This is a genomic window from Faecalibacterium sp. Marseille-P9590, from assembly GCF_017377665.1.
Lineage (GTDB): Bacteria > Bacillota > Clostridia > Oscillospirales > Ruminococcaceae > Faecalibacterium.
Window position 1 is genome coordinate 1 of the sequence record NZ_JAFREF010000021.1, and the last position, 12,110, is coordinate 12,110.

At 50.5% G+C, this 12,110-nt stretch carries 16 protein-coding genes and 1 pseudogene; 16 read left to right on the forward strand and 1 reads right to left on the reverse strand.

The annotated features are described in order from the left end of the window. The 14 genes and pseudogenes from J3349_RS13850 to J3349_RS13915 form a co-directional block, all read left to right on the forward strand. Positions 1–554: pseudogene (locus J3349_RS13850) on the forward strand (conjugal transfer protein); the annotation flags it as partial. A 796-nt stretch (positions 555–1,350) separates the two neighbouring features. Then, entirely contained in the window at positions 1,351–1,692 is a 342-nt protein-coding gene (locus J3349_RS13855) for a replication initiator protein A (protein WP_005924687.1), read from the forward strand. A 223-nt stretch (positions 1,693–1,915) separates the two neighbouring features. Continuing rightward, positions 1,916–2,098, forward strand: coding sequence for a hypothetical protein (locus tag J3349_RS13860; RefSeq protein WP_005945116.1), 183 nt, complete (start codon positions 1,916–1,918; stop codon positions 2,096–2,098). 93 nt (positions 2,099–2,191) lie between these two features. Continuing rightward, the gene (locus tag J3349_RS13865) at positions 2,192–3,817 is read left to right on the forward strand and encodes a recombinase family protein (protein WP_242699672.1); all 1,626 of its coding nucleotides are present in this window, start codon (positions 2,192–2,194) and stop codon (positions 3,815–3,817) included. Positions 3,818–3,944: 127 nt separating this feature from the next. Continuing rightward, positions 3,945–5,627: a DNA topoisomerase gene (locus tag J3349_RS13870; protein WP_242699673.1), complete on the forward strand. Its 1,683-nt coding sequence runs from the start codon at positions 3,945–3,947 to the stop codon at positions 5,625–5,627. Then, positions 5,627–6,514: an LPD16 domain-containing protein gene (locus tag J3349_RS13875; protein ID WP_207677820.1), complete on the forward strand. Its 888-nt coding sequence runs from the start codon at positions 5,627–5,629 to the stop codon at positions 6,512–6,514. The genes J3349_RS13870 and J3349_RS13875 overlap by 1 nt, the downstream gene beginning before the upstream one ends. An 8-nt stretch (positions 6,515–6,522) precedes the next feature. After that, positions 6,523–7,038, forward strand: a complete 516-nt coding sequence (locus J3349_RS13880) for a YodL domain-containing protein (RefSeq protein WP_207677821.1) — start codon at positions 6,523–6,525, stop codon at positions 7,036–7,038. Then, on the forward strand, positions 7,028–7,231 hold the full coding sequence (locus J3349_RS13885) for a transposon-transfer assisting family protein (protein WP_207677822.1): 204 nt from the start codon (positions 7,028–7,030) through the stop codon (positions 7,229–7,231). Before J3349_RS13880 ends, J3349_RS13885 begins: the two co-directional genes overlap by 11 nt. 173 nt (positions 7,232–7,404) lie before the next feature. After that, positions 7,405–7,752 (forward strand): DUF6054 family protein, encoded by a 348-nt coding sequence (locus J3349_RS13890; protein WP_097782404.1) that lies wholly within the window; start codon positions 7,405–7,407, stop codon positions 7,750–7,752. A gap of 1 nt (position 7,753) precedes the next feature. After that, a complete protein-coding gene (locus tag J3349_RS13895) occupies positions 7,754–8,140 on the forward strand; it encodes a DUF2500 domain-containing protein (protein WP_207677823.1) in 387 nt (128 codons plus the stop codon). A 33-nt stretch (positions 8,141–8,173) separates the two neighbouring features. Next, positions 8,174–8,896: an AAA family ATPase gene (locus J3349_RS13900; protein WP_005921747.1), complete on the forward strand. Its 723-nt coding sequence runs from the start codon at positions 8,174–8,176 to the stop codon at positions 8,894–8,896. A 21-nt stretch (positions 8,897–8,917) separates the two neighbouring features. Continuing rightward, positions 8,918–9,853 (forward strand): hypothetical protein, encoded by a 936-nt coding sequence (locus tag J3349_RS13905; protein WP_097800158.1) that lies wholly within the window; start codon positions 8,918–8,920, stop codon positions 9,851–9,853. A gap of 61 nt (positions 9,854–9,914) precedes the next feature. After that, a complete protein-coding gene (locus tag J3349_RS13910) occupies positions 9,915–10,244 on the forward strand; it encodes a hypothetical protein (RefSeq protein ID WP_112149035.1) in 330 nt (109 codons plus the stop codon). A gap of 82 nt (positions 10,245–10,326) precedes the next feature. Continuing rightward, a complete protein-coding gene (locus J3349_RS13915; RefSeq protein WP_173014779.1) occupies positions 10,327–10,491 on the forward strand; it encodes a hypothetical protein in 165 nt (54 codons plus the stop codon). A gap of 449 nt (positions 10,492–10,940) precedes the next feature. Here J3349_RS13915 and J3349_RS13920 read toward each other — a convergent pair whose 3' ends face one another. Beyond that, a complete protein-coding gene (locus J3349_RS13920; RefSeq protein WP_207677824.1) occupies positions 10,941–11,363 on the reverse strand; it encodes a hypothetical protein in 423 nt (140 codons plus the stop codon). On the opposite strand from J3349_RS13920, the gene J3349_RS13925 reads away from it, so the two are divergent. Further along, positions 11,347–11,700, forward strand: a complete 354-nt coding sequence (locus tag J3349_RS13925) for a TnpV protein (RefSeq protein ID WP_097784872.1) — start codon at positions 11,347–11,349, stop codon at positions 11,698–11,700. The genes J3349_RS13920 and J3349_RS13925 overlap by 17 nt on opposite strands. Continuing rightward, on the forward strand, positions 11,628–11,987 hold the full coding sequence (locus J3349_RS13930) for a hypothetical protein (protein ID WP_207677825.1): 360 nt from the start codon (positions 11,628–11,630) through the stop codon (positions 11,985–11,987). Before J3349_RS13925 ends, J3349_RS13930 begins: the two co-directional genes overlap by 73 nt. Positions 11,988–12,110: the final 123 nt, after the last annotated feature.

The following is a 12,110-nucleotide window of genomic DNA, read 5'->3' on the forward strand; positions in this document are numbered from 1 at the left end:
CTCTGAACACCATCGAGGATCTGGATACCGCAATTTCTAACCTGAACCAGACCGCTGCTCCTCTCCGCGGGCAGTTGAAGCAGAACGAAAACCGTATGCGGGCAATCGCTCAGATCAAGGACGCTGCTGCCGTCCATGCCAAGCTGAAGCCCATCCATGATACTTTTATCAAGAAGAACGTCAAGCTGACCAAGGACGCTTACGCTACCCAGCACAAGGAGGAACTGGACACCTTCAACAAAGCCGTCCGCACCCTGATGAAGCTGAACGGCAGCACAGCGGTGGATTTTTCGGCATTGGATGCCGAATTTTCTGCGCTGCAATCCGGCAGCGCAGAACTGCGTACCAAACTGGAAACCTTGCAGCCGGATGTCTCTGCCCTGAAAAATATCCGCAAGTATATCGACATGGTGCTGAATAAGCAGCAGCTTTCCACACCGGGCGGCAAGCCCCCGGAGAAGGAATCGGTGCTGAAACAGCTGGAGCAGCTTCAGCAGAAAAAGTCCAACTACAAAACGATTTCTACCACCCCAAACCGCGAAGAATCGCTCTAAACGATCTTTCTGTCACCGATATGCCGTTGCAATCAGTGGCAGAAGTACATAATTCATTTGTTTTTTGCTGGCTTTTGGCTATTCTCGCTGGCTAGTGAGTAGAGGCGTACTTTTAAGGCAGAAATTTTCTCCAACACCCCCCATTTTAGGCCACTTTTTCTGTTAATAGTAGAAGCGCCTCTTTGAAAGCCGGTCATTTGTGACCTTTTTGTTAATTCTCAAAAAGATGGTTGTCTTTGGGCTGTTTTCGTTGCCTACCTATTGAGAGGATTTTTTCAAAAGCGGAGATTTGGTCTCAAGAATTACAATTCAATTACAAGTTTCTCACCAATGCTACGAAACAGGCGTTCTCGATGCCTACCAAGTGTAGGGCATCTTTTTCAAGACCATTCTCGGACTATTATGACGTTTTGTTTACAAAATTGCTTGCAATGCTACGAAATGGCCTTTTTCATCGGCTACCAAGTAGAAGGATGTTTTTCGTCCGTCAAAGTCCAGAAATCTTCCATATGTTCCTTGACAAGTGAATAGTTCAATCGTCCGGTACTTCACAAAAGGTACTTCTGTAACTCGCAGCCCGGTCATAACGAAGACGGGGTGGCTGAAATGCCAATGGTGCGGTGCAAGCCCGCCGCCGGACGATTCCCCACTCCTAGGGAAGTCGAGGACCAATATGGGAGACCTTAACTTATTAACGCAGTTGAGCACTTGTTTCGTGCTTTTCTGCGACTGGAGAATTGGAACCCTCCAATTCTCGTTACATACTCTTTGTTCCTGATTTCTGCTTCAGCTGGAGGTGATCAACATTTCAGAATATCTTACCACGCAAACTCCGCTGCCGCCGTTTCTCCCATACCCACGCTTCCTTTTGGAACTTGACCTGAGTCAGACTGCAAAAATGACTTATGTGTTGCTACTCGACCGTGCCACGCTCTCGCAGAAAAATCTCTGGATAGATGAACGTGGATTCGTGTTTGTCATTTTTACGATTTGCTCTTTGGCTGAGCAGCTAGGGCGCAGCACTGTCAGTGTTTCCAGTGCGCTTAAGGAATTGGACGCTGCGGGATTGATTGAGCGCAGACGAACGCGGTTTTCTTCGCCCAATCACATCTTTGTGAAAATTCCAAATGTTGAATAGTTCTGCGTTTTTCACGATTCAAGAACCGCCAAAATCACGATTCTGTGATGCAGATTCTTAATGGCATCTGCAAAAGATATTTTTCCTATGCAGTATAGCAGCCTTTAAGACTGTATCGAAGAAAACTTTCACCTAACCAACGTAATAAAACAAAAAGAGAAAAACGAATAGAATCCATCCATTCCTTTCCGTATTTGCACCACATGAATGAGGAGGTCTGCCCTTGAACAAAGAAAAATCTGAGAAGAAGCCCACCACACGCAAACGTGCGCCGAGAAGTCCGAAGTCCGTGCGCCTGATCGTGGAACGCCATTATATCGGCAATGTGCCGATGAATACGCTTTTTCAGCGGCTTGTGGAAGAAGAAATTCGTAAAACTGCCGAATCGTATCTCGCCGCTGGCTAATTGGACGTTTTACTGCGGAAAAGGGCTTGCATCGTCACGCAGCATCCGCTACAATGTGATTGATGAGGTCTCTTTTCCATTATGGAGGTACACATGGAAAAGGACAAAAAAGTAACTGCTTTATACTGCCGACTGTCAAAAGATGACGGTTCAAACAGCGAAAGCCTGAGCATCCGCACTCAAAAGTCAATGCTTATGGAGTATGCCACACGCAACGGTTTCGGGAATTGCCAGTACTATGTTGATGATGGTTACAGCGGTACGAACTCTGACCGCCCTGCCTTTCAGGAACTTCTGGATGATATCCGGGAAGGAAAGGTGGCAACAGTCATTACCAAAGACCAGTCCCGACTTGGACGCAACCACATCGAAACCGGAACGTATATGGAAATCTTCTTTCCTGAACACGGTGTCCGCTATATTGCAATCAACGATGGTTATGATTCCAACGAGCAATCTCAGATGGATATTGCCCCGTTCCGAAACATCATCAATGAAATGTACGCCAAAGACACTTCCCGAAAGATCAAGAGTGCCCTTCGGACACGCAAGAAAAGTGGAAAGTATATCTCCAGCGGCGCACCGTTTGGCTACCAGAAAGACCCTGCCGACCACAATCACCTTGTGATCGACCCGAACACCGCCCCCGTTGTTGAGTATATCTATTCAATGGCAGAGGAAGGGCTGGGGCTTCACCGCATCGCCAAGCGGCTCCACGATGAAAAAGTCTTGAAGCCGTGTTACTACAAGAAAGAGATGTTTGGCCGCTTTATTGATGATGAAAAGATGTATGATTGGGACAGTGCCTATATCAGTCAGGTTCTGCACAGCCCAGTCTACGCCGGACACATCATCTACGAAGCCAAGCCCACCGTGTCCATGAAATCCAAAAAGCGGCGTTATATTCCGTTTGAAGAACGCGCTATCGTTCCGAATACACATGAAGCAATCATCCCACAAGACCGTTGGGAGAACGTGCAGCGAATCCTTTACAGCCGTTCCAGTAGTTTTATGTGCGATAAGACCGACTACGACAATATCTTCAAAGGCATCGTCCGCTGTGCAGACTGCGGCAGAACGATGTTAGTCAAGGTCGAGCACAGGCGCAAACGTAACAGTGTTCTGGATCAGACCTTTTATTGTTGCAGCACTTATCGGAAATATGGTGCGAAAGCCTGTGACTCTCATAATTTGGAAGCCCGTGTTCTGCATGAAGCTGTCTTTGCGGACATTCAGGCACACGCAAAGGCCGCTGTGAGCAATCGGGAAGCCCTTGTGAAGAAGATTGCAAATCAGATGCACCTCCGGGTGTCCTCTGACCGGGCGCAGCACAAACGGGATTTGAAGCAGTGTAAAGCACGAATCGCAGAAATCGAAGACCTGTATGCAAAACTTTATGAGGACGTATCAAAGGGACTTCTCCCGGAGAAACGTTTTCAAATGCTTGCAGATCGCTACGACAAAGAACAGGCTGAACTGACCGAGAAGATTGAGCAGTACGAGCGGGAAGGCCGTGCTGAACACGATCAGCTGGACAAGATTCAGGATTTTATTGATGAAGTCAGCAAGTACGCTGGCATCACCGAACTGAACTATAAGATTCTGCATCAGCTGATTGACAAGATTCTGGTATCCAAAGCGGAAAAGGTCGATGGCGAATACGTCCAGAAAATCCAGATTTTCTACCGCTTTATCGGCCCATTGGATGCCATCGAGTAACAAAGTCAGAAAAGTCACCTCCGAGAACTATCCTACAGATTCCGGACGGGAGGGAGAACTGATCTTCCGACTGGTCTACCAGCAAGCGGGATGCAAAAAGCCCTTCTCTCGTCTATGGCTGTCCAGCATGGAGGAAAACGCTATCCGGGAAGGGTTCGCCCACCTAAAACCGTCAACTGAATACGACGCGCTGTACAACGCAGCACTCTGCCGGGAACGCGCCGACTGGATGGTCGGCATCAATGCGTCCCGGCTTTTTTCGTGCCTGTACGGTCAACCGCTGGCGGTAGGGCGTGTTATGACCCCGGTGCTTGCCATGACGGTAGTTCGGGAAGCCACTATCGCTGCCTTTGTGCCGGAGAAATTTTACACGGTGGATCTGGAACTGACCAGCGGCTGCACGGCATCCAGTCGCCGCATTCCCGAAAAATCCGTTGCCGAAAACCTGCTGGAAGCCTGCCGAAAGGAGATGGTAGCAACGATCCAGCGCATCACCCGCAAGGAAAAATCCGAAAATCCGCCGCCGCTGTACGATCTGACCACCCTTCAGCGAGATGCCAACCGCCTGTTGGGATACAGCGCACAGCAGACGCTGGACTATGTGCAGAGCCTGTATGAGAAGAAACTTACCACTTATCCCAGAACTGATAGCTGCTATATCACCGACGATGACGAGGAAATGCTGGAGGAACTGACCGAGGAGTTGGAAGGTTTTCTCGACATTGCCCCGGAAGATGTGGACGAGGCTGTGCCCCGGACACGGCGCACCGTCAACAGGGAAAAAGTCACCGACCACCACGCCATTCTGCCCACTCGCAGTATGCTGCAAGCCGATCTGGACTCACTGCCCAAGGGGGAGCAGAACGTCCTGAAGCTCATCATCGCCCGGACGCTGATGGCAGTCAGCAAGCCCTTCCGTTATCTGGAAACCCTGCTGACCACCGAATGTGCCGGGGAGGAATTTACCGCCAAGGGAAAGGAGGTTCTGGAAGAAGGCTGGAAAGCAGTGGAGCGCAAGGTGCTGGCAGACATCCTGAACCGGAAACAAGAACTCACCGCCCTGCCCAATGCAGCGGAAAACGAGTGCGGCATTCTCAACGCCGAACTGAAGGAAGGTCAAACGTCCCCGCCGAAGCACTTTACCGAGGACACCCTGCTGCACGCTATGGAAACTGCCAGTGTGGACGGTATGCCGGAGGGCGTGGAACGTCAGGGCATCGGCACCCCGGCTACCAGAGCCGCCACTATCGAAAAGCTGGTGCAAAAGGGTTTTCTGGAGCGAAAGGGCAACAAGAAAACCAAGGTGCTTCTGCCCACCGACAAGGGCAAAGCCCTCGTCACCGTGATGCCCGAAGAAATCCAATCCCCGGAAATGACCGCCGATTGGGAAACAAAGCTACTGCAAATCGAGCGTGGCGAAATGGAGCCGAGCGAATTTATGATCGAGATCAATACGATGGTTACCGAACTGGTAAAGAACACGGAAATGAAAAAAGGAGCGAATGCACTTATGAAAAGCGAGATTATTGGTGTCTGTCCGAACTGTGGGAAGCCTGTCGTGGAGCGCGCAAAGGGCTGGTTCTGCGAAAACCGGGAGTGCCGTTTTGTGCTGTGGAAGGACAATGCGTTCTTTAAGCGTTTGGGCAAGCGGCTGGACGCTCATGTGGCAGACAAGCTGCTGCGGGATGGCCGGGTCCGCCTGAAGGACTGCCGCAGTGCCAAGGGCAAGACCTACAATGCTACCGTGCTGCTGTTCTGTGAAGCGGATGGCCGCAGCAAGTTTTCGCTGGAATTTGAAGGTGGGTGCTGATGGAACAAACCAAAGAAGCTGTTTATCTCATCAATGACGACAAATACTTGCATCTGCGAGAGAATGGCGCAGACGTCGGCTTTGCCACCTACAACAAGGTAACCGGTGAGCCGCTGGAAAGCGGGCAGATCTCGGAAAAGAACCTGCCGCCCGATGGCAGGAACGCCATTTCTGCCGCCCGGAACTGGTATCTGTTTGAACTTTCGGACGATGACCGCAAGGTCATCCAACAGGAAAGCGTAAAGATCCTCGAAAACATCCCGCAGGCGGGCATCGGCAGACGGCGCATCTGGGAGCCGGAAACGCTGCCGAAGGATATTCGTCTCATCAACAGCCACTATGATGACCTCTATCGCATTCCAGATGGCGGCGTGATTCAGGTGGATTACCCGGATGGACGCAGTTTTACGGCACGGGTGGAACATCTGGATGATTATCACTTTGACATGGGCGGTCTGGGCAATGTGTTCCACATCTGCCAGTTTGCCGAGGTCATGGAGCGGAACCATGCCGACTTCTACCCCGAAATTCAGACACAGGACGAGCAGGCCGCATGGGAACTGGGTGGCAAAGGTTATCTTGCCATCCAGTCTTGTGAGGATGGATGGGACTACACCATTTACCACAGCGATTTTTCCGTGATGGACGGCGGGCAGTTGGATGCCCCGGAACTGACCATTCAGGAAGCCCGTGAGCAGATTCTGGAAGCACACCACATGGAAAAGGGGCGGCGGCTGTTGCAGGACTACGATGCCGTCAGGGACAAAGTTGCGGAAGCCGAGGAGCTGAGTGCAGACCATCGCCCTTCCACACTGGAAAAGCTGGCAGAACTGGCAAGTGATACGTCTGCGCCAAAATCCTCTGCACGTTCTGCGCCAGAACTGTGAGGTGGACGATGCAGCAAAAATGGAACCAGAATTTTGACGGTGAACCCATGACGGACATCCCGCAGAAGTTTCTGAACGCAGGGTGCGATGTTTATATGGTGATGCAGCTGCGGCATGACGAAAAAATCCTCGATGAAAGATTTGCTTCCATGCGGGAACTGCATCGTCGGGGCAAAATGCCAGACCCGGAGCATTACGAGGTCACCTACTATGCTGATTTGCCCGCCATGTGGCAGGATGTGCCGGACAACGAGGTTTTGGAAGAACTGTTTCAGGTGTTCAACCTCTCCCGTCCGCAGGATTTTGAGGGGCACAGCCTGTCCGTCAGCGATGTGATTGCAATCAAACGCAATGGCGAGGTATCTGTGCATTATGTGGACAGCATCGGCTTCAAGGAACTGCCGGGATTTCCGGATAAAAAGCCGGAGCGCCTTTCTGTTCTGCAAAACCTCAAGGAGAAGTGCGATGCCCCGGAGTGCAATCCTACCGTCTGCCGGAAAGCGAGGGATGAACATGAACTTTGACCACGAGGAATTGACCCTGATGATGCTCTACAACACCGGCACCCGACTGGGGCTTATCCACGAGTTGCGGCTTATGCAGTGCTACCTGATGCCCGATGAAACCGCCCTGCGGGAGTTGTCGGAGGGCGTTATCGAAAAGCTGAAACGGCTGACCGATGCGGAGTTTGCCGAACTGGATTTTCCACTGGACTGACTTTTGCCGCCTGCGGGCGGCGTACATAAAGTATTTTGTTCTTCCAAAAGATATGCTATAATCAAATTAGACAAAATTCCTCTCTTCAAGCGCTTTCTCCGCAATTTTCCTGTGGCTCTGCTCGTATCAAAAATAAGGGACTGAATTTTAATTGTCAGAACGGAGGAACCATTATGGCAATCTTTGAAAAGACCATCCGAAACAAAAACTTTGACAAGCTGCTTCGGAAGCTGGAAAATGAAATCCCGGACAGCAGTTGGTCGGCAGATTTAGAGGCAGGCAGTGATTTCAAAGAGGGCGATGCCCGGTGCAGTGTCCGTGTGTTTGAACGGTACAGCATGATGGGCGGCAACCGCCTGAGTCTGACACTGACCATGTTCCAGAATGCGGACAGTCCGATTCGGCTGTCTGCCATCACCGCAGGAGGCAGTCAAGCGGTGTTCTTCAAGGTGAACACCCTCGGAGAAGAATCTTTTCTGGACGATGTAAAAGACCTGCTGGAAGAAATTTTGGAGGAATAAGATGTTTTACGCTGGATTTGATATGCTGTTCAGCATTCTGTTTCCCATCCTGTTCCTTGTGGTTTTGGGTATGATCCTATACACCATCATCGGAAATATCAGCACATGGAATAAAAACAACCATTCGCCGCGGCTGACCGTTCCGGCAACAGTGGTAGCAAAGCGCACCGATGTTTCGCATTCCAGCAGTGCCAATGCCGGAGATATGTCCGGTGCGCACGGATACGACACTAGCACATTTACATCGTACTATGTGACTTTTCAGGTGGAGAGCGGCGACCGGATGGAATTTGAAGTGGACGGAAGCGATTATGGTCTGCTCGTGCAGAGCGACATCGGAAAGCTGAGTTTTCAGGGCACCCGCTATCTTGGGTTTGAGCGGAGCTAAGTGTTTCTTACATTATATAGTATGGAGTGCTGTATGAACGATTTGTTTATCCAAGGGCTGACCATCGACTGGAACAGAGTTCGCCCATACAATTATGTTCGTCAGATTCCTGCCATCAGTGGAATCGACACTTTTACATTCCATAAGCCCATTACGTTCTTTGTTGGCGAAAATGGAAGTGGAAAATCTACGCTTCTGGAAGCAATCGCTGTTGCTTACGGCTTCAACGCAGAGGGTGGAACGAAGAACTATTCATTTTCCACATACAACTCCCATTCGGAACTATGTGAGGCTATGACGATTTCCAAGGGGTATCGCAGACCAAAGTTCGGGTATTTTCTCCGAGCAGAGAGTTTCTATAATGTAGCCACCAAGGAAATCGACTATTCCGATGACGATCATCCCTCCAAAGGCTATCACCAAAAATCACACGGTGAAAGTTTCCTCGCCATTGCGCAGGACTACATGGGTGCAGATGGAGTCTATATTTTTGACGAGCCGGAAGCCGCTTTATCCCCGCAGCGGCAGCTCACGTTACTGATCAACATTTATCGGTGTGCCCAAGAAGGGGCGCAATTCATTATCGTATCACATTCACCCATTCTCCTCGGAATGCCTGATGCTGAGATTTTTAGCTTCGACAATGGCACGATTCATCCTTGTCAGTATGAAGATACGGACAGCTACGTTATCACCAAAACATTTGTAAATAATCGGCAGCATTTTTTGAACCAGCTTCTGAACGAAGAAACGTAATGCCGGGAAAGGACATTCCATATGAGTGATTCTACGTTGAAAGAGCTTTGGCAGCAGGTCGCTGAAAAGAAAAGCTGCGAAGCAAAACAGAAAGAACTGACCGCCCAGAGAGATACGCTTGCTGATCGCCTGAAAAAGCTGGAAAAATCCAAGCTGGCAGAGCAGGCTGATGTGGACCGTCTGGAGGGACACAGCCTTGCCGCATTTTTCTATCAAGTGATTGGAAAAATGGATGAAAAGCTGGACAAAGAACGGCAGGAAGCCTATGCAGCCCGTGTCAAGTACGATGCGGCTCTCCATGATCTTTCTTCCGTTGATGCCGACTTGGAGCAGATTCAAAATAGACTGGAACGGCTGTCCGATTGCGAAAGGCAGTATCAAGCTGCTCTTTCCGAAAAAATCAAAAGCATCAAAGTTTCTGCCCACCCTGCCGCACAGCAGGTTGCGGAAAGTGAAAGTCGCATTGCCGCGCTGAAAGTCCAAAAGCGGGAGCTGCTAGAGGCCATCAACGCCGGAAAGACTGCCCTGCATACGGTCAACGAAGTTCTGGAAACCCTCGACAATGCCGAGGGCTGGAGTACATGGGACGTGATGGGTGGTGGTCTGGGGGTGGATCTCGCCAAGTATGCGGAACTGGACGATGCGCAGGAACAAATCGAACAGCTTCAAGTGGAACTGCGGCGGTTCAAAACTGAGCTTGCCGATGTTGAGATCACCGCAGACCTTCAGGTCACGGTAGACAGCTTTCTGAAATTTGCAGATTTCTTCTTTGACGGCCTCTTTGCAGACTGGGCAGTTCTGGATCACATCAATCAGGCACAGAGCAGAGTGGAGAATACCAAGGATCAAATCAAGAGAGTCCTTGCACTTCTGAAAAAGATGCGCGAAGATGTTGATGTCCAAATCGCTGATGAAAAAGAGAAGCAGGAGCAGCTTGCAGTGGAAACTGAGCTGTAAGTTTGAAGCATCCACTTATGTGATATGACTCGATAAAACCGAATTTACAGGAGGTGTTTCGATGAAAACAAGAAAGTTTGCCTTATGTCTGGCAGCGGTTTTTCTGGTGGCGATTTATATCAATATTCAGAGAAGCCATACTTTCACCCTTTCAAACGATGAAGGCACCATAAAGACAGAACAAATACAGCCACTTTGGGGAACTGTAAAAGTGAGCGGTGATTGTGATACTGAGGTGGTCTTTACCGATGTAGAGACTGGAGAAAAATACAGAATCGGATATATTACACAGGGCGTAACGGAAAGAATCAAACTCGAAAGAGGCAAATGGTATAAGGTGGCGGGCGGAGGCAACCTTACACTGAATCCGGTAAACATTCGAGTCGAATAAATGTAAGTTCCTTGCGGGCAGCTATGAAAGCTGAAGCTGAGAAGAGAGTTTTGAATATTCACATATGAAGGAGTACAGTTCTATGAATTACGGATGGGCAACTGTTTTCACTTTAGCGGCATGGTTTGCAGGGCTTGTGATTGATGTAAATGTGCGGGTCGGCGACCTCGGTTTACGAACCGTGCTTCCCGTCATCGTGATGGGCTGCTGCATCATGAAATTCATAAAGGACAACAATATTCAATAATCGATTTTTATTACATCCCTTGCGGGCGACCCTCAAAACGGTTGCCCGCTATTTTTATACCCTAAAATCTGAAGAAGGAGGCCAAAATGCCAAGCAAAACCGAAGAATATCTCGCCCTTGCCCAGCGCACGGCGAACGGCTTGACTCGGTACTGGGAAAGCTGGACGGACTATCTGACCACCGCATCCCGGCTGTACAAGTACCCCTTTGCAGACCAGCTGATGATCTACGCCCAGCGGCCCGATGCCACCGCCTGCGCCGACTATGACATCTGGAACAACCGGATGAACCGTTATGTCCGGCGCGGTTCTAAGGGCATCGCCCTGCTGGATGAATCCAGCGGATTCCCGCGCCTGCACTACGTTTTCGATGTGTCGGACACCGGGGTGCGCCGTAATTCCCGTGACCCCGACCTGTGGCAGTACAACGATGACCTGAAACAGCCGGTTTCAGAAATGCTCGCCGCCACCTACGGCATCAGCGGAGAGCGTGTCAGCCAGCAGCTTGCGGATGTTGCCGGGAAACTGGTGGCGGATTACTGGGACAACAACAGCGAGGACATCAGCGCCATCGTTGACGGTTCGCTGCTGATGGATTATGATGAAGCCGGGGTGGAGATGCAGTTCAAGTCTGCCGCCGCCATTAGCGTCACCTACACGCTGCTGGAACGCTGTGGATTTGAGCCGGATGGCTATTTTGACAAAGACAGTTTTCAGGCCATCTACGATTTTTCTACCCCGGACACTGTCTACACACTCGGTGCCGCAGTCAGCGACATCAGCCGCGAAGTCCTGCGCACCGTCGAGCGGGCAGTCAAAACGACCATCCGCCGCCGAAACAATGAAAGGAGCCAGCATGAATATGAGCAGCAATCTGAACTACACGCAGACCGGGGATTATCTTCTCCCGAACCTGACTCTGCATCAGCCGAAGAACCCGCTGGGCAAGTACGGCAGGATGCGCCTGAACTTTCTGAAACAGCAGCACCCGGTTCTGTACCACACGATGCTCCTGAACGGGAGCCTGTACCCGACCCTGACCGAACTGGAGCAGACCGCAGCAGCGATGAAGAAGCAACTGATGGCCGATCTGCTGGCGAAGAACCCGGCCCCGGACAAGGAGAAGAATCAGATGGCGTGGGTACAGCACATGAACAGCCTACAGGAGCAGGTCGAGGAAGTGATTCGGACGGAACTGATCTACAGCTAAGTTTTCTGGATGCCAACATCCCTACGGAAGCCCAGCAAATTGAAACCATCGACCAAGCGGAGAGCGAAAAAATGCCCTCCGCTTTTGTTTTATCGCAGGCTGATATTGAAAAAGCACTGCGGAGAGGTTCTAACTTTGAAAACAGCAAGCTTCGGATTTGGGAGATTTATCAGACACAGCCTGACCGAAAACTCCGGGCAAAAGCGCTTGCCAAAGAATATGGAGCTTCTGAAAATCTCGTTCCGTCAACCGGAAGTCGTGCTGGCACTTGCAAAGATGGTGCATGATGTTCACGAACGCGGCAACGTCCAAAACCCTTTAGAATAAAGGGCGCAATTATACACCGTTCCGGTGAAATTGCGGTCTTGCAGACGGCTCGATGAAATCGAAGCTGGCGTTTGTGCGCCAGC